The sequence below is a fragment of the Paenibacillus sp. FSL H7-0326 genome, assembly GCF_001955535.1.
Classification (GTDB): Bacteria; Bacillota; Bacilli; order Paenibacillales; family Paenibacillaceae; genus Paenibacillus; species Paenibacillus shunpengii.
In genome coordinates, this window is record NZ_MPVN01000007.1 from 16,423 (window position 1) to 35,114 (window position 18,692).

Here is an 18,692-nt window from a genome sequence, read left to right on the forward strand (position 1 = left end):
AGGAGGCGAGCCAATTATACTTGTGTTTAATTAATCAATTCCCGGAATATGTTAAATCTTTGATTGACACTTATGCTGTGTGTCCAATGGTTATGCTCACCAATTCTATAATGGTAAGTGCGATTCTCTCTTCACGGTGCGGACGCCGGCTACCGGTGCCACCTTGTATCCGCCAGCTGCCCCAAATCGGATGCGAATCTTATCCTTACCCGCTGTTATCGTCTCAGGCAGATCATATATGAACGTTTCCAGCTGGTTGAGCTCCTCAGATTCAAGCAAGCCCTGGCCAAGCCGTATTCCGTCCGCTTCCATGTGGAAGCGAATCTTTGGATCAGATGTTTTTAGATAGGTAACTGCAAGGCTAACCGGAGCGTCCGGACGGACCTTCATCTCAAAAGAGAACCAGCCAGACGGCCATGTATCTCTGTATTTTCGATTGTAGATTCTGCCTAGATTTACGTGCTCGCCTTCAAACTCATGATCCCGTTCCGGCTGCATTTCAGCAGGCTGCATAAAGTCGATCGTGATCTCCTCCAGCCTCGCTTGATAGGCTGCGCTTTTCCGATATTCTGCCTCGGTCTGCGTCCATTCTTCCGGTGTGAACACGTCAAAATAGACGGTATAACGATGATCGTAGAGTGAGTAGAACGGTCTGAAATAAACATCAGAGCCACGGTCAGTCAGATGATAGAGTTGTTCCCCGGCCGGCGTGATGCGGGCTGCGATATCTTCAGGCGTACCGATCAGTACCGCTGGCAGCTCACGTTCCTTGACATTCATTGCATATTCATAATCTGCAGCCAGCACTTGCGGACCGTACATGAAGGCAACACGTTTAGGATTGTCCGGCATGGCTTCCACTCTGACAGTCATTGGAATGTCATATTCTACAACATCCCCATCCTGCCATTCCCTAGTGAGTGAAATGTAAGTAGAAGAGGGAGCGTTAACTGGTAAGGCTTCACCATTAACTTTAATGCTCATGCCTTTCTCAGCCCAGTAAGGACAGCGGATTTGGAGTGTAAACTGAACCTGGTTATCCGCCCGGACTGTTAAGCGGCCTGTCGCTTCTTGAGGGAAGCAGGTCTCCTGCTGTAGGGTGACACCTAGCTCTTTCCATTGAACCGTAGACGGGACATATTGATTCACGAACAAATTACGATCTTGATGAAAATAAATGGCGCTCCCGTATAAAGAGTGACTCTCCATACTTGATCCTACACAGCAGGTGAAATCCTCGAATTGAGAGTTGAACGATTTTTGACCACCCATTTCCAGGGATACAAAATAGCAGACGCTGCCATCCGTCGGGTTCTGAGAAGCAAGAATATGATTGAACATCGCTCGCTCGTAATAATCTGCATAATGAGCAAGCGCATCCCACTGGAACATGTGTCTGGTCAATTTCAGCATGTTGTAAGTGTTGCAGGTTTCACATGTGCCTTCCCCAAGCCGATCGTTCAGCTGATCCGGTTCGCCAAAGTGTTCATTGTAGCTGTTACCCCCGATAACATAGGAATGATGATGAACAACGCGATCCCAGAAGAAGCGGGTAATATCGGCATACTTCGGTTCTCCTGAAGCTTCGAACTGTCTCGCTGCCCCAATAATTTTGGGAATCTGGGTGTTGGCATGACGCCCGGCGAGCGTGTCTTTTTCCTCAGAAATATCGTTCAGTACTTCTCCATGATAAAAGCGCTCGGCCAGCTTCAAGAACCTGCCATCACCGGAATGTTCAGCGAGATCGGTAAGCACTTCGTTCATTCCGCCAAATTCACAGTGCAGCACTTGCTGCATCTGCTCCTCGGTAAGTCCGGCACAGATATCCTCAAGCCATTCCCCAAGCCGAATCTCGACTTCCAGTGCCAGCCGATTACCCGTAAGGGTATAAGCATCACGCAGCCCGGCAAATAGCTTATGCATCGTATACAGTGGAACCCAGCCGCCGTTTAGATCAAATCCTTGGGAGCGGATATCCCCGGCTTTGATCTCCTCGAACAACTCTCTGCCTCTCGGGATACCGGATACATAGCCGTTGCCGTGACTATCCTGGCATACTTTTAGCTCCTGAGTGACGTAATCAGCACGCTGTTTAAGCTCTTCATTTCCTGTTGACGCATACATCAGCGCACATCCGGACAAATAATGTCCCAAGGTATGTCCGCTGATACCCCGGGATTCCCATCCTTCATAGTGAGCAGCCTTTGGTGTTAGTCCTGCATACTCACGAAAACGAGATAGTAAACGATCGGCATCCAGCTTCAGCAGGTAGGCTGTATTTAGTTCCATCGCATGTTTAAGAGGACCCGCATCCACTCTGACGTGGTGCAAGTCAAATGCAGCAGCTTTCAATGTCATTCTCTCCTTATGTCTTGCCAGCAATGAGAAGCAAGTGTATATTTTTATCATTAAATTACCATTCAACTCTTGATTTGTCGGTAGATTAAGGTTACATAAGGTGGACATTTCCGACAAACCTACATGGGGGACACTTATGAATTATTTGAAGATCAATGGGGATCAGCCTGTGCATTTCTTGGCGGCTGGGGAATTTATTTCTGAAACGGAATGGATTCATTTGGACCGGATTATGGGTGTTTACGAGCTCATTATCGGGGTGGAGGAGACGGTATATATTGAGGAAGACGATACACAGTACGAGATCAGCCGGGGAGACATCTTACTGCTGCATCCCGGACATCGGCACCGGGGATACCGAGTATCTAAACCTGGTGTGAAGTTCTATTGGTTCCATTTTGATTGTCCGAAGCCGCCACAGATTCTAAGTTTATCTGAAATGGAAGAAGAGAGCCTGTCGATCCATTCAGAGCCCGTGCTGGCTTGGACCGTGTCTGATTTATATCTTCCGCAGTATGCTTCAGCTCCTTACGGTGACCGGATCCATATTATTGTCAACCAAATCCTTCATGTAGCCAATTCAAGCTACTATACGAAGCAAAGTGTACATTACTTGATGACCTCTCTCCTCATCGAAATATCCGAGCTTACCCTGCAGCGGCTTGCAGTGCAGACCTCGCGGGTGACCGAAGGCAAATCACATTTTGTCAAAATGATGGAGTGGACGAAGCTGCACGCGGCCGAGCCGCTGACTGTAAATGCGATTGCTCTTAAATTCAATTATCATCAGGATTCGGTGTCTCGAATGTTTAAGCAATATACCGGAATGGGTCCGCTCGCCTATATTCATCAAATACGGATGGAGAAGGCGAAGGGGCTGCTGACTCGGACAAGCCTGTCCATAAAGGAAGTAGCCGAGGAATCGGGCTATCCAGATGAGAAGTATTTTATGAGATTGTTTAAGCGAACTGTAAATATGACACCGACCCAATTCAGAAATGCGTACCACCAGACTTTTATGAACAATGTGTAATTTAGCCATTGAATACGCATACAGATGGTGCTATTATTTAACAAATAGTTAAATATATTTATATATATGTAAACTATTTGCCGATGTACATACCTCATATTCAGTCTTATCCTACGTCGATCGGTTCTTTGTGTAAGCGTTTTACAATGACTCTAGTTTCTTACTTTTTTTTAGGCAAAGGAGAGGGATGTTTTGCGTAATTTACTCAAAGCTAGCAAAAAAGCCGCCGTGTTAACGACTACGCTCACGGTATTATGCAGCGTTATTGGAACTTCGGGGTATGCGAGTCCAGAAGTGGATACGGCAAAGAAGGGGAAGCCTGCCAATAAAGTTCCCGTGTTTCAGGAGGGCTCGGTGCATGACCCTTCTGTTATCAAAGTGGACGATACCTATTATGTGTTCGGTTCTCATCTTGCTGCTGCGAAGACAGATGATCTGATGAGCTGGGATATGGTCGCAGCGGGTGTTGCTGATGGCAATAAGCTGATACCGAATGTGACGGAAGAACTCAAGGAAACGCTTGAATGGGCACAGACGAATACCTTGTGGGCAGCCGATGTTATTCAGCTCGAAGATGGACGTTATTATATGTACTACAATGCTTGTAAAGGAGATTCTCCAAGATCTGCACTTGGTGTAGCGGTAGCGGATCATATTGAAGGACCTTATGTTGATCAAGGGATCCTGCTGAAATCCGGCATGTGGGGCGAACCGAGCAAAGATGGAACCATTTACGACGCAACCATTCATCCGAATGCCGTAGACCCGGATGTGTTTTTTGATGAGAACGGGAAGCTATGGATGGTATACGGATCTTATTCAGGTGGTATTTTCATCATGGAATTGGACCCCGAAACCGGTAAACAGCTGCCAGGACAAGGCTACGGCAAGAAGCTGATGGGCGGTAACCACAGCCGGATCGAAGGTCCGTACATTTTATATAGTCCTGAAAGCGATTACTACTATATGTTTGTATCCTATGGCGGGCTGGATGCTGTTGGCGGTTATAACATTAGAGTTGCGAGATCCAAGAATCCAGACGGTCCCTATGTGGATGCGGAAGGCAACAATATGATTGGTGTCAAGGCAAATCCCGAACTTCCTCTGTTTGATGATCGGACAATTGAACCGTTTGGTGTGAAGCTGATGGGGAACTATCAATTCACGAGAGCGCTTGGAGATCCGGGAGCAGGCACAGGCCTTGGCTATATTTCTCCAGGTCACAATTCAGCATACTATGATGAAGAGACAGGCAAGCATCTGCTATTCTTCCATACCCGTTTTCCAGGTCGTGGGGAAGAGCACGAGATTCGCGTCCATGAAATGTATATGAATGACAAAGGATGGCCAGTCGTAGCGCCATACCGCTATACGGATATCCAGCAGGAGGAAGTGAAGAAGAACGAAGTAGCAGGCAGCTATAAAATTGTGAATCACGGAAAAGACATTTCAGCAGAGCTCAAAACATCCGTCATTGTAACGCTGGAGAAGAACGGCAAGATCAGCGGCGATGTGAAGGGGTCTTGGAGCCTGGATAAAGACGGGACTGCAACACTTAAGGCAGATGGCGTTACCTATACAGGGGTATTCACGAATGAATGGGACGAATTGGCCCAGAAAAATGTAGTAACCTTCAGCGTATTATCTGATTCCGGAGTCGCATTATGGGGCAGTCAAATGGAGGAATTGAAGGATAAGGAAGTGGTTGCCGCGGTGAAAAAAGATCTCGATCTAGGCAATACTGCGGCAGTATATCAGAATATCAATTTGCCTGTGACTGGAACCAGAGACAGTGTGATTTCATGGACTTCTTCGAATGAAGATGTCCTCTCCAAGGCTGGAATCGTCACAAGACCCGCCGCTGGCGAGGATAATGCAGTAGTGAAGCTTACAGCAACGATTCAAAAAGGTAAAGTGCGGGACACCAAAACGTTTAACGTCACTGTACTTGCAGAAATCGAAGGCCCGAAGCTGGTCGAATATGATTTTGAAGGAATATCGGGACAATCTGTGCCTGACCTTAGCAGCAACGGATTTAATGGTACACTAATCGGTGGAGCTGAATCACAAGGATCTGGCAAAATAGGTCAAGCCATCAAATTTAATGGTACCGACGGTTATGTGGAAGTGCCTGAGTTAGTCACAGATGCAGAAGACTTTACCTTCGCAGCGTGGGTATACTGGAATGGCGGGGGAGATTGGCAGCGAGTCTTTGATTTTGGCAATGGGCTCGGCAAGCATATGTTCCTGACACCTTCTCAGCATCTGGGAGTGATGCAGTTTACCATCCATAATGGAGTGGATCAAAGTCTTCTCGCACCTGCGAAGCTTCCGGTGAATGAATGGACGCACGTAGCAGTTACTCTTGAAGGAAACACAGGTAAGCTGTATGTGAACGGCGAGGTCGTAACGACGAGCGATCAGATGACTTTTAATCCGAAAGAGCTCGCCACGACCGATGCATATCTTGGCAAGAGCCGCTATGCAGCAGATCCGTATTTAAACGGCAGCCTCGATGAAGTGAACGTATACAATAAGGCACTTACAGATGAAGAAATTAAAGAACTGGCTGAGTAATACAAACTAATATGAACTGTATAGAAGAAGGATGGATCTTTCGAAGCCCACTGGCCTCAAGCGATCCATCCTTTTTTAATGATTACTGTATTGAGGCTTTGTTCTGCGTTCAGAAATAAATGAACCGACCAAAGTGAGGACTGCTCCAATCACTATGGCCCAGGAAAGGGGCTCACTCAATACCAAATGCGAAGCAATGACCGTAATGACGGGGACGAAATAAATATAGATACTTGTCTTGACTGCGCCTAGAATGCCCACTGCGCGATTCCAAGTCACGAAGCACAGTGCGGATGCGCCAATACCAAGATAAAGTAAATGCAGCAGGCTCATTGGTTCGGTTAACTTTGAAAAGCTTAGGTCTATATCAAATAGAAGCAGTGTCGGCAGCATAAAGATTAAACCATAGAAGAACACTTTTCGTGTAGATCCGATAGTATGATAGTTCCTTTCGCTGATTTTTTTCATAAGCACGGAATAGATTGCCCAAAAAATAGGCGCGAGGATGGCTAGGAAATCACCGAGAGGATTTAGTTTGAGCACAAAACTGCCATTGAATCCTATCAATAGGATACCGATAAGAGCAATGATAAATCCTACTATAAATGATACGCTAAGTTTTTCGCCTTCCAGAAAAAAATGTGCAAATAAAGCTGTGAAAAAGGGGGCAATGGAAACGATGATGCCTACACTTGCTGCAAGAGTTAGGGTCAAAGCGATATTTTCCAAGAGAAAATAAAGGGTTACTCCACTTAATCCAGCACCTGCAAACAATAGTTCTTCCTTTATTGAGCTCGTTTTAACCGATCGAGGGTAGAGCAGCAACAAAATAAAATAACCAATAAGGAACCGTAAAAATAACACCTCAATCGGATTGAAGTCAGACAGCAGAAGCTTGGTAGAAACAAAAGTAGTGCCCCATATAAAGATCGTAAACATGGCGAGCATATGTCCTGTTGATCTGGCTTGCTGCTGTATCATTATGCCTTAGCCTCCGTATATACGGTTTGTGATGTTTGATCGGTAAAGATCCTCATATATTGTTTTGGCGTAAGTCCAATGAGCTTTTTAAAATGATTAGTGAAGTGGCTCTGGTCACTGAAGCCGGTACGAATAGCCACCTCAATAGGACGAACTCCTTGCTCTAGAAGCTTTTTGGCATGAATAATGCGTTGTGTCTCTAGATAGCTGTAAGGAGAAATTCCTTTTTGTTTGGTAAACGAACGGAGTAAATAATATTTACTCAGACCTGTGAGCTTACATAAATCTTGAAGGGTAATCGTTTGATCGAAATTTTGATCGATGTATTTGCATACCGTTTTGATTTCTGTGCGAAGACAGGATTCATATGAAGGGATGAACTCCTCGGTATGATCTCTTAAGAGATTTTCTATAAGTAATAAGAGTAATTCCTCTTTTTTAAAATCAGATTGGTCCTCGGAAATCATTGTGTGCAGATCGCGTAAGGTATCCGCGATTTCACTATTTCTCAGAACAGGTTGCTTAAAATAGGGTGTTTCCTGCTTCCCCGTAATGTCAAATACATATTTTTGCATGATGCTAGGCTGTATATTTATACAGCGGTAATCAAGCGTCCTGCCATCAACTTGTTCACATGCATGGGGATCATAAGGGTTGAAAATAATAACATCACCCGTGTTAATGATGTACTCTTCATTCTTACAAGCCAAGTAACGCTTTCCCTGTTCAATAAACCCCAATACATAATAATCATGAAAATGGTTAGGGAATTTTTGCATAATTCCTTCGAATCGATAAGCTTCCACTTCCAAATCTGTATCATAACAAACCGTCCTATTTTCTTGAGCCACTCGCTGCACCAACTCTCTATAATCTGTCTCGCTGATGTCATTATATTATAACCAAGCTTGTGATTCTTGTAAGATGTTGCTCATTGTAGTTGAAGATAAAAAGTCTCGTACACCGTTTATTTACATGGAATTCGGTTTAAATAGCAATACTGTAGAGGTATTGATAACTAAATAGGTATGAGGTGGGATTTTTGATTCGAAAATTAATGAGAGATAAGGTATTTAGCATTTCAGCTATCATCATCACTCTCCTTGCTGTTCTGGGTGCCTTAATGCCCGATGCATTCGGTAACACAGCAAGCATGCTGTACAATTTAACAACCAATAATTTTGGTTGGTTTTATCTGCTGTCTATTTTTGTTATTATCGTGTTCCTCATCTGGGTGGCTGCCAGTAAGTATGGAACGATCCGCTTAGGCGGGGAGAAAGAAAAGCCGCAGTATCCCTTTTTTACATGGATCGGAATGCTGTTCTCAGCCGGTTTCGGTGTGGGTCTCGTATTCTGGGGCGTAGCTGAACCTATGAGCCATTTCTTTGATACGCCATTCGGAGGCGTGGCATCACAGTCGGAAGAAGCTGCACGCGTTGCCATGGGTTATTCCTTCTTTCACTGGGGAATCAGTCAATGGTCTGTATTTGCGCTCGTTGGTCTCGTCATTGCATTCCTTCAATTTCGCAAGGAGAAGGATGGACTTGTATCTACAGCGCTGGAGCCCGTTACGGGTGATAAACCCGCAGTAAAGAAAACGATTGATATTCTGGCTGTCATTGCTACCGTTATGGGGATTGCGACCTCCATCGGACTAGGTGTTATGCAAATGAGTGGTGGAATAAGCACTTTGACAGGAGCCAGCAACGGTAAGCTTATTCAATTAGGAATACTTGTTGCTATATTTATTGCGTACATGATCTCATCGACGACAGGTCTGGACAAAGGTATCAAGTATCTAAGTAATTTAAATCTGGGTGTAGCACTGCTGTTCCTTCTATTTGTATTTACGCTTGGTCCGACGGTGTTTATTCTGGAGACGTTTACGCTGGCACTGGGTGACTACATAACGAATTTCATATCGTACAGTCTACGCTTGCAGCCTTATACTGAGGGGACTTGGGTAAGAGATTGGACGATATTCTACTGGGCTTGGGCGATTGCCTGGTCCCCGTACGTAGGTGCTTTTGTAGCAAGAGTATCCAGAGGCAGAACGATCAGAGAGTTTATCGTAGGAGTTATGGTCGTACCGCCGCTCATTGCCTGTCTCTGGATTGCAACCTTTGGTGGAACAGCGATTTGGTTCGATCTGCATGAATCTACAGGCATCGCGGCAGCGGTTAACGAGGATGTTACTTCGGCATTGTTCCTGCTCTTTGGACAGCTGCCATTCTCAACGGTCATGTCCATTTTGTCTATATTGCTCATCCTTACTTTCCTTGTCACTTCTGCAGATTCGGCAACTTACATCTTGTCCAGCATGACAACGAAAGGGAGCTTGAACCCGCCAATGACGGCGAAGGTGGTATGGGGAACATTGATGGCTGCCATCGCGGGGGTTCTCTTATACAGCGGCGGTCTCGAGGCGCTTCAAACCGCATCATTGATAGCCGCCTTGCCATTCACTGTAATATTACTGCTCCTGATCATCGCTGTTGTGAAGCTGCTTAGAAAGGAACCGCTCCCGATCAGGAAGGCAGATCTGAAACGATATCGTCGATTGGAAGAAGCTGCGAATAAAGCATCAGATAAACCAAGAAAATAAGCAGCAATAAGCAAGCGACTAAGGGCGCTTGCTTATTTTTTGAGTGAAAGGCTGATGTTTCAAAAAAATAATAGAAAAAAGTGAGGAGTCTGCAGCGGAGCATTAATTGATACGAATTAAACCATCCTTTAATGGATAACCTATCTCACGAATATGGATGACTAAATTATGGTAAGGGGATAGGACCGTGAATTATAACGAAAAACTGCCTCAGGTGCTGCAGCACATCCTAAATGTTTGCCTGCTGCTGGTAGGGCTGCTCTTGTGCATATCGCTGTTCAAGGCAACCTGGGATATATTTGCATATGTTGTTCTCCCCACAGATAATGACAAATCCTATTATGAATTCACGGATGATTTGCTCGTATTTTTTCTCTATTTCGAATTTATTGCGTTAATTATCAAGTATTTCAGCACAGGCTTCCATTTTCCGTTGAGATATTTTATCTACATTGGAATTACCGCTGTCATTCGATTAATTCTGATTGAGCATGATCGCGCAATAGATACGTTCTGGTGGGCTGCCGCGATCTTGGTCATGGTAGGCGCATTGTTAATTGTTAACCATAGGCTCCTAAAGAGAGAAAGTTGAGCAGTGAGTCACTGGATAAGTTAGTTCCTTTCACATCTGAAGTTCATGTTCTATTGTTTTCCCTCGATTTTCAAACTATGATATATTCATTTACAGAGAAAATAGGAGGATCGAGTCAGAAATGGACAACCTGTTCCTGATCGGGGAGATTTCAAAGCTCTTTCAGATCGATATTCGTACACTTCGGTACTATGACGAAATAGATTTATTTAGACCGGCGTCCGTGGACACCTCTACGGGATACCGCTATTACTCAATAGATCAATTTGAACAGCTGAATACCATCCTCTATCTGAAGGCACTCGGCGTTCCGCTCAAACAAATCAAGCAGTTTCTGGACCATCGCGATATTGATCACATCCTGCAGCTCCTCCAGGAACAGCATCAAAGAACGGTAGATAAAATCAATGAGTTCACACAAATTAAGCAAAAGATAGAAAGTCGAATTCATCAAATACAGGATGCAGCAAATGTAAATGAACTGTATAAGATTCGTGAGATTGAGCTGCCCGAAAGAGCGATTGTAGTCCTGAAGCATAAGATACATAAGAGTGATAATTTAGAATTGCCGATTCGTATGCTGGAGAATCAGACCAAGATGAAATCAACGATTTTTCTGGGAAAAGTAGGACTATCCATTGCATTGGAGAGCCTAATTGCAAGACGCTTTGAGGAGTATGACTCGATCTTTGTCGTTGTTGAGGAAGAGATCAAGTCACATCATTATGAGCAGAAGCTTCTTCCACAAAGTATGAATATTACGATTCGTTTTGCGGGTACACATGAGGATGCGGCCCCATACTATGAACAGCTAATGGATTACATTGCAGACAATGGCTATCAAATGATGGATGATGGATTGGAGATTACGTATATCGATTATGGTCTGACGCAGGACACATCCAAGTTCGTGACCGAAATACAGATCCCTGTAAAATAACATTGACCCTCCAGTAACTGGAGGGTTTATTCTGTGTTTAAGAAAAACCCAAATAGGAGAGGAAATCAAGTGATAGGAACGATTGTAAATGTAGCAACGATCCTGGTGGGAAGTGCGCTGGGAAGTATATTTAAGAAGGGGATCGGGGAGCGCTACCAAGATATTTTGATGCAGGCGATGGGGCTGGCTGTTACCGCACTTGGCATTAGCTCCATCGTTAAATATTTGCCTGACAGTCATTATCCTGTACTGTTCATCGTCAGTCTAGCGGTAGGTGGTCTGATTGGAGAGAGGCTGAATCTTGAGAGCAGCTTCAAAAGCGCTGTATCCCGCATCTCGAAAGGGAATCTGGCAGAAGGTTTAACGACAGCGATCATGCTGTTCTGTATCGGTACATTATCCATTGTGGGACCTATTGAAAGTGCACTGAACGGTAATCATACTTACCTGCTGTCCAATGCAATGCTGGATGGGATCACGTCCATGGTGCTGGCATCCACCTTTGGATTTGGAATTGCCTGGTCAGCTGTTGTGCTGCTCTGCTGGCAAGGATTAATTTATGTTCTCGCAGGAGCGGTAGCTGGTTATATTACGCCCGAGCTGCTCACCGAAATTTCGATCGTAGGCGGTGTGCTTATTCTTAGTTCCGGGCTTAGCATTCTGGGTATCAAGCATTTCAAAACGATGAATATGATCCCAGCATTGTTCATCCCCGTCATTTTTATCGTCATTAAGAATATGCTCGGGCTGTAATATATTTAGTAGTTTAGAGCTGGACGGATTGCTAGTCGGAACTTACTTGAATCGATAAGCCCTGGGCTCGTCAAACCAGAAGCTGCCGTCTTTAGAAAAGTCGATATAAGGACTAGGGGATATCTCCTCAACTCGTCTTATTTCCTCTTCCGTAAGTTTGACATCAAGTGCCTTAAGATTGCTATGTAGCTGTTGTTCATTTCTAACTCCAATTACGGGAATCACACTTGGCCGATGAAGCAGCCAGGCAAGAGCAAATTGACCGAGTGTAATTCCTTTGGCCTCAGCAATTTCAGCGAGTTTGTCCACTTTAGCCAGCTTATCACGATTCACTGGAGCTTCTGTATCCATCCGTTCACCGCGAGAATTTGATGGAAGGGGTTGTCCGCTGCGATATTTGCCGGATAACCAGCCCCCATCTAATGGAGAGTAAGCTAATGTTGATAATCCATGCCGCTCGGAGACAGGTAAGATCTCCTGTTCAATATAACGATTGAAAATGTTGTAGGATGGCTGGTTGGTGACAAAGCGCTCCAAATTCATCTTCTCACTGACCCACAGGGATTCAACAATACGCCAAGCTTCAAAATTAGAGCATCCAATGTAACGTACTTTGCCTTGAGTAACGAGATCATCCATCGCACGAAGAGTTTCGTCAAGCGGAGTGTATGGATCCGGGCGGTGGATCTGATACAAATCGATGTAATCCGTATTCAGTCGCTTCAAGCTTGCCTCTACCTGCCGCATAATGCGATATCGACTGGCTCCTTCACCATTGACGCCTTCAGCGGTCCGTACTTTAAACTTGGTCGCAACGATGAATTGATCCCATCTTCCATGAAGCGCCTTGCCAATAATCTCCTCTGTCGTTCCTTTACCATATGTATCTGCCGTATCAATGAAATTAATCCCCGAACCCAGCACCTTGTCAATGATAGACAGAGAGCTGCTCTCATCCATATCCCAGGCACCATATGTCATTGTACCAAGACAGAGTCTGGATACTTGTAAACCACTTCTTCCGAGATAAGTGTACTCCATTTTGCATGCCTCCTGTATTCCTGGATTTAGCTATTTCAACTTATACGATATCCGTTAACATGCGATTTTGTCAAAATCGGCCAGTTTCCAACATAACGTGAAGCGTTGATGCCTCTGTAGTTGTTATACTTTACCTTTCGAAGCAGTCCATTTATAATTTGTTTAGCAGGAGAATGCATGTTCTTATTGTTTTCTTGATTTCGGAACACAGGATTCCTTCATACGCAAGCAAGCATACATATCGGGACTCAAAGAATAGGGAGGAATTAAATGTTGGCCGTAATTTATGCCATAGTGGCAGCCATCATGATTGTCATCGCCGCTAGAATTATTATCCGTATATCGAGAAAGCGCAGGCGAAGGGAGCTTAATCCTTACAAGATAACCATTAAAGACATCGATCGTATGGAAGATGGCAAGGATTTCGAAGAATATTTGTTTCGGTTATTACTCGCCTTGGGATACGAAGATGCTTACAAGACGGTGAGCAGCCGGGATTTTGGAGCGGATCTGGTGTTTACCGATCGGAATGGGAATCGGGCAATTATTCAGGCGAAGCGATATGCCGTCAGTAATCCGGTAGGGCTGTCTGCTGTACAGGAGATCTATAGTGCGATGCCATTTTACAGGGCCCAGAAGTCTATCGTTATTACATCTGGCATTTATACGGATGCTTGCTTGAAGCTGGCAGGATATAATGGTGTAAGGCTGCTGGACCGCGAGGATTTAATTGACATCATGAATGATCTTCGCAGCCGGCATGAGGATGCTGCAATGGACTTAATAGAAGCAGAGCCTGAATTGCTGCTGGATTCATGGGATGATTACTTGAGAGACAAGCAATATAAAAAAGAGCGTTTGCTGAGAGGGTGAAGCTAGATGGAACAAAGAACGACGGAAAGGCTGGTATTACGGTCCTTGGACCGACAGGACGCTGCTGCAATGGAAGCCTTGCTGACTGAAAAGGATATTGCTAGTACGACATTAAGCATTCCTTATCCCTATCCTGCAGGTGCAGCTGAAGCTTTTATTGAACAGAGGCATGCCATCCAGTCTAAGGGAGATGGGTACTCCTTTGCAGTTCTTAATGCACTCACAACCGAATTCATGGGCGTCGTGGGGTTACAGGTTAACCGTAATCACAATCATGCTGAGCTTGCTTACTGGATTGGCAAACCGTTTTGGGGACAGGGATATGGTACGGAAGCGGCTCAATGTGTACTCCAATTTGCTTTTTACGATCTGCAATTAAATCGAGTTTGGGCAGCAGCGTTAGTTCGTAATCCTGCTTCTTCCACAGTCATGAGAAAGATTGGCATGAAGCATGAGGGGACATTCCCACAGCATGTGATGAAGTGGGGACAATATGAGGACTTGGAGTATTACGGGATATTGGCTTCTGAGTACAAGGAATGACTGTACAACCATTTTTCCATCATTTACAATAAGGACAGTCTATACATACGAGGTGAAGAGGATGGCATTCCGTATCGTTCGAAGTAATTAATCATCGGGCTGGGTAAAACGCGTACCAGCCGCCGAGGGGGCAGTCTGCCCTTTGGCCGAGTGTTGATTAATGACTTGAACGGTGCCCGGAATTGACCATTTTTAAAAAAAGAGTCAAGGGACACTGCAAGAGGACAAATACGCCTATGGCCGGAGAGCCAGGGTTCATTTGTCACTGCTATGGTGCTTCCTTGGCTTTTTTACATTTCACTGATGGAGGTTAGACGTGTCTTGTTGAAGAGCTGTGTAAAGCATTTTAGATGGATGATTGTCATATATATTTTGATTGGATTTGCCATTCAATACTTAGAAGCACTAGGGATCAAGATGTTCCAGCAATTACTGGATACCATTATTACTGTGGAGCATATCGAAGAAATGATATGGTTCATCATCCTCTATGGTGCAGTGCTCATCGGATTGACTATTCTGAATTATGTCGATGAATATCCAAATACCTATTTATCAAACAGTATTGTTGAGAAGCTAAAGATCTTCGCATTAACCAAAGTGTCTAAAATTGATTATGCATCGTATCAAAGTATTGGAACCGGCGAGATGATCCAGGTGATTGAGAACGGAGCTCAGGCAGGAGGCAAAATGCTGCATTCGTTCTACCTCACCATATTTCATGAGCTGCTTCCAAAGATTGCGTTCAGCCTGTTATTTATCGGATTATATAATATCCATATTATGTTCATTATTTTAGCCGGCTACGTGCTTGTATTCATGATGACACATTTGCTGCTGGGGACGCTCTATCGTGTGAAAGCATCGCTGATCGCAGATCAGGAGCAAATGTCGAGATACACCATTCGCGGATTTATGGAGCTGGTTGTGTTTCGCTTGAATAGGCGGTATCAGAGAGAAATCGATCGAATGACTCGTACATCGGGTCAAATCATAAAGAGAAGTACTCAGATTAGACTTGTGCATGAAGCATTTTTTGCGATTTTTGCTCTGTTTGTTAATGTGATCAAAATCGGAGTTATCTTCTACGGTGCGAACCAGATCATTGCAGGTGACTTGTCTATTGGTATCATTGTTGCGATGATCATGTTCATTGATCAGGTGTATATGCCGATTGCAATCTTCAATGTGCTGTATGTGGATTACAAGCTGGACCGAGTTACTTATTCGCGGTTTGAAGCTTTCCTTAACCAACCAGAGGATCAGAATCTAGATACCGGCATTTCAATTAGTGCCCTGAGAGGAAGAATCGAGTTTGATAAGGTCACTTACGATGATGAGAATCATCGAATCTTAAATGAGGTTAGCTTTACAATTGAGCAGGGCAGCTCGGTTGCCATTGCCGGCATGAGCGGGAGTGGTAAATCAACCATCGTCAAGCTGATGACCGGCCTGCTCAAGAAAAAATCCGGCAGAATATTAATCGATGGGATTGATATTGACGAGCTTCATCTTCATCATTTGTACGAGCAACTGTCCTACATTTCGCAGGAACCGCCGATATTTGATACAACGATTCGTAATAATCTGCTGCTGCCGAATCACTCAGATGAAGACTTATATGAATTGCTGGATAAGGTTGGCTTGCAAAATAAAGTAAGAGGACTTCCTAAGCAGCTGGATACTTGGGTGGGGGAAAGAGGGACCAAATTGTCTGGCGGGGAGAAGCAAAGGCTTGCTTTTGCCCGGATTATGGGTCAGCAGCGCCCGCTTGTAATTCTGGACGAACCAGTGTCTGCGCTGGACAATATTCTAGAGAAGCAGATTATGCGTGAGATGCTGCATATGTTCAAGGAGAAGACGATGCTTGTGGTTGCACATCGGCTTAGCTTCATCAAGGATGTTGATAAAATACTATTAGTGAAAGACGGAGCGATTGAAGATGCAGGGAGTTTCGAGGAGCTCATGTGTCGCAGCAACTATTTTCAGGAATTATGGAACAAGGAGCATCAAAACACCTTTCAAAAAGTTCAATAAGATATAGAAACAGGAAAAAGGCTGCCTTCTGGGCAGCCTTCTTGTATTTTTAATGCGTATCTTCATTAACAGCAGGTTTACCGACTTCAACCAGCACTTTGTTTCCAATAAGAGTGAATACCAATACCAGCAGCAATACGCCGGTTCCCATCAGCAGCCATTCTATAGCCACGACATCCGCAACGGGGCCAAATACAAGCATGCCAAGCGGCATCATCGAAGTGGATATCATTGTGAGGACACCAAATACTCTGCCCAGATAGTCAGGCTCTACTTTTTCTTGCAGCAGGACAGTGAATGGCGTATTGAAGAAAGGCATTGCGAGACCAAACAAGCTCATAAAGGTTAAGTAAATGGCGAAGATCGGGACTACGCCAAGTGCGATCGTACATGCTCCCATCAACAAGCCTGCCATCGCCATGGTGTGGATTTTGTTTTTGAACCCTCCCCAGGTTGCGAGCAATATTCCTCCGATCATCATGCCAATCGCAAATGTAATTTCAATGGCGGTTAATCTCCAAACATCACTGCCAAAGGTTCTTGTAACCTGCAAAGGTGTGAGAAAAGCAGCAGGTGCAGCAAGAACGTTAAATAATGCGACATAAACGAAGAATTTCTTCAGGAAGGTGTGAGCGCTAATATATTTAATGCCTTTTTTCAAATCTTCCAAATAGCTGGTAGTTTGATCCTGCATCGCCTTGGAATGCGCCGGAACACGAAGGAAGAACAGAAGAGTGAGAATCGCAATTAGAGCGGTAATGACATCAACAAAGAAAATGACTTCAATACTTGCCTTCGTAAGCAATGCTGCGCTTGCCATAGGAGATATGATCATGATGAAGGCTTGGATACTTCCATTAATTCCGTTAACTCTGGTTAATTGATCCTCTGGTACAAACTGCGGAAGAATGGCCCCTACAGCCGGGGTCTGAATTCCTGTGCCGATTGCCCGAATTGCAGACATCACAAAGAGCAGCCAGATGGCCTCGTAACCTAGCAGGAACAACACAGCAAGCACCAGTGTCGATAGGGCAATCATGGAGTCTGCGAGCATAATCAAGAGCTTCCTGTTATACCGGTCTGCCCATACTCCTGCAAAGGGGGATAGGAAGAAGGCAGGAACAAATCCGCAAATGATGGATATGGTCATCATGATGCCGGATTGGGTCTCTAAAGTGATATACCACATGATAGCATACTGGACCAGCGAGGAACCAAAAAGCGAAATGGTCTGGCTGGTTAAGAATAGGGCGGTGTTCTTTTTCCAGGCGTTAGCAGCTCCATTATTACTTAACATGTGTGCAACATCCTTTTCATTTATATTTGGTTAAAGCCCCGATGATTTAGCTTGTTTAACTGTGCATTGTTGCTCAACTTATAGCCTGGCTGCGACGTTAGTATAGTATATCTGTGTGGTATTGAAGGGTCAGAAGCATTGAGGAGGGAACAAAATTTGAAGAAAATGCTGTTATTCATGCTCATGTGTGCAGTGTTCTTATTTACGACCTTATTCGTAATGACATCATGCAATATTCAACGAAATCCTCCCAAACCGATGATCCAAGCTGGTGACAAGAGGATCTCATTCTTACAAAGCACCTATTGCTGGAATGAATGCGCTGATTATATGGCGCCGCCTGATATGCTGAAGCATCAGCAGCTAGAGCCTGCCATTGTCTCACCTGAAGCAGAAATATCAATCGAGTTTACGCAAGTACCTTCAGAGGGCTCAATAGGAGTAGTGAATTGGACGGATGATCTGCAATCCGAAAATGTCCCATTGGATTATAACACGATGACTGCACCAGGAATAGCAGGTATTTACATTTATAGTGTTTATGCTTCCTGGGACAAGGGAAGTGCCAGCTATGTGTTTACAATTAGAGTCGAATAGTACGCTGTTAAACTTCTGAATCATCTTGGATGTAAATTGCAATTTGCGGATAATATAACATCTAGAATCCATTTCATTTCAGAAGGAGCGATTCATATCAAAAAAGAAATGACAAAATTTCTAGCATACAGTGTGCTGGTGACAGGACTGCTGATGTGGCTCTCCGATGCTTCCTTCATCACTTCATGGTTTGCTGCTCTGCTGATTGCTTCTATCGGTTTTTTATTCGGAGATATTGTAGTATTTCGAAAAACGAACAACATCATAGCAACGGTGGCAGATTTTGTTTTTGTATTTGCCGTTCTATGGATATTTAAGGAGCTTATGTTCTGGAACACCACACTCACAGACATTCTGATTATCTCTCTGGTAATGGCTGCGTTCGAATATGTCTTCCACATATGGGTAGATCATGATAATCGTGAGCTGAGGAAGAAGCAGACTTACGGAACCAAAGAGTCCTAA

The 18,692-nt window shown here is 44.4% G+C and carries 16 protein-coding genes; 11 read left to right on the forward strand and 5 right to left on the reverse strand.

The window, feature by feature from the left end; translation table 11 throughout:
- Positions 1–105: 105 nt before the first annotated feature.
- Positions 106–2,352 (reverse strand): glycoside hydrolase family 127 protein, encoded by a 2,247-nt coding sequence (locus BK126_RS24800; protein WP_143757794.1) that lies wholly within the window; start codon positions 2,350–2,352, stop codon positions 106–108.
- Between the two features lie 142 nt (positions 2,353–2,494).
- Here BK126_RS24800 and BK126_RS24805 point away from each other — a divergent pair, with 142 nt between their 5' ends.
- Positions 2,495–3,391: a helix-turn-helix transcriptional regulator gene (locus BK126_RS24805; protein WP_076315188.1), complete on the forward strand. Its 897-nt coding sequence runs from the start codon at positions 2,495–2,497 to the stop codon at positions 3,389–3,391.
- 192 nt (positions 3,392–3,583) lie between these two features.
- On the forward strand, positions 3,584–5,968 hold the full coding sequence (abnB, locus tag BK126_RS24810; RefSeq protein ID WP_076315189.1) for an arabinan endo-1,5-alpha-L-arabinosidase AbnB: 2,385 nt from the start codon (positions 3,584–3,586) through the stop codon (positions 5,966–5,968).
- A 75-nt stretch (positions 5,969–6,043) separates the two neighbouring features.
- On the opposite strand, the gene BK126_RS24815 is transcribed toward abnB, so the two are convergent.
- Positions 6,044–6,946: a DMT family transporter gene (locus tag BK126_RS24815; RefSeq protein WP_445321890.1), complete on the reverse strand. Its 903-nt coding sequence runs from the start codon at positions 6,944–6,946 to the stop codon at positions 6,044–6,046.
- Between the two features lie 2 nt (positions 6,947–6,948).
- The gene (locus BK126_RS24820) at positions 6,949–7,800 is read right to left on the reverse strand and encodes an AraC family ligand binding domain-containing protein (RefSeq protein WP_076315191.1); all 852 of its coding nucleotides are present in this window, start codon (positions 7,798–7,800) and stop codon (positions 6,949–6,951) included.
- Positions 7,801–8,006: 206 nt separating this feature from the next.
- On the opposite strand from BK126_RS24820, the gene BK126_RS24825 reads away from it, so the two are divergent.
- The 4 genes from BK126_RS24825 (at position 8,007) to BK126_RS24840 (ending at position 11,839) form a co-directional block, all read left to right on the forward strand.
- Positions 8,007–9,554, forward strand: coding sequence for a BCCT family transporter (locus BK126_RS24825; protein ID WP_076315294.1), 1,548 nt, complete (start codon positions 8,007–8,009; stop codon positions 9,552–9,554).
- A 187-nt stretch (positions 9,555–9,741) separates the two neighbouring features.
- Entirely contained in the window at positions 9,742–10,146 is a 405-nt protein-coding gene (gene psiE / locus BK126_RS24830) for a phosphate-starvation-inducible protein PsiE (protein ID WP_076315192.1), read from the forward strand.
- Between the two features lie 121 nt (positions 10,147–10,267).
- Positions 10,268–11,086 carry a MerR family transcriptional regulator gene (locus BK126_RS24835; protein WP_076315193.1) on the forward strand — a complete coding sequence of 273 codons (819 nt, stop codon included), beginning with the start codon at positions 10,268–10,270 and terminating at the stop codon, positions 11,084–11,086.
- A 69-nt stretch (positions 11,087–11,155) separates the two neighbouring features.
- Positions 11,156–11,839, forward strand: a complete 684-nt coding sequence (locus tag BK126_RS24840) for a DUF554 domain-containing protein (RefSeq protein WP_076315194.1) — start codon at positions 11,156–11,158, stop codon at positions 11,837–11,839.
- A gap of 42 nt (positions 11,840–11,881) precedes the next feature.
- On the opposite strand, the gene BK126_RS24845 is transcribed toward BK126_RS24840, so the two are convergent.
- Positions 11,882–12,880 carry an aldo/keto reductase gene (locus BK126_RS24845; protein ID WP_076315195.1) on the reverse strand — a complete coding sequence of 333 codons (999 nt, stop codon included), beginning with the start codon at positions 12,878–12,880 and terminating at the stop codon, positions 11,882–11,884.
- A gap of 270 nt (positions 12,881–13,150) precedes the next feature.
- Here BK126_RS24845 and BK126_RS24850 point away from each other — a divergent pair, with 270 nt between their 5' ends.
- The 3 genes from BK126_RS24850 to BK126_RS24860 all read left to right on the forward strand — a co-directional run bounded on the left by BK126_RS24850 (position 13,151) and on the right by BK126_RS24860 (position 16,333).
- On the forward strand, positions 13,151–13,753 hold the full coding sequence (locus tag BK126_RS24850; RefSeq protein WP_076315196.1) for a restriction endonuclease: 603 nt from the start codon (positions 13,151–13,153) through the stop codon (positions 13,751–13,753).
- Between the two features lie 6 nt (positions 13,754–13,759).
- Positions 13,760–14,296 (forward strand): GNAT family N-acetyltransferase, encoded by a 537-nt coding sequence (locus BK126_RS24855; RefSeq protein WP_076315197.1) that lies wholly within the window; start codon positions 13,760–13,762, stop codon positions 14,294–14,296.
- A gap of 321 nt (positions 14,297–14,617) precedes the next feature.
- A complete protein-coding gene (locus BK126_RS24860) occupies positions 14,618–16,333 on the forward strand; it encodes an ABC transporter ATP-binding protein (protein WP_083656183.1) in 1,716 nt (571 codons plus the stop codon).
- A 49-nt stretch (positions 16,334–16,382) separates the two neighbouring features.
- On the opposite strand, the gene BK126_RS24865 is transcribed toward BK126_RS24860, so the two are convergent.
- Complete coding sequence (locus BK126_RS24865) at positions 16,383–17,630, reverse strand: MFS transporter (protein WP_076315198.1); 1,248 nt, start codon at positions 17,628–17,630, stop codon at positions 16,383–16,385.
- Positions 17,631–17,786: 156 nt separating this feature from the next.
- Here BK126_RS24865 and BK126_RS24870 point away from each other — a divergent pair, with 156 nt between their 5' ends.
- Together BK126_RS24870 and BK126_RS24875 are read left to right on the forward strand one after the other, a co-directional pair.
- Positions 17,787–18,227: a hypothetical protein gene (locus BK126_RS24870; protein ID WP_083656185.1), complete on the forward strand. Its 441-nt coding sequence runs from the start codon at positions 17,787–17,789 to the stop codon at positions 18,225–18,227.
- 36 nt (positions 18,228–18,263) lie between these two features.
- Positions 18,264–18,692 carry a DUF2512 family protein gene (locus BK126_RS24875; protein WP_076315199.1) on the forward strand — a complete coding sequence of 143 codons (429 nt, stop codon included), beginning with the start codon at positions 18,264–18,266 and terminating at the stop codon, positions 18,690–18,692.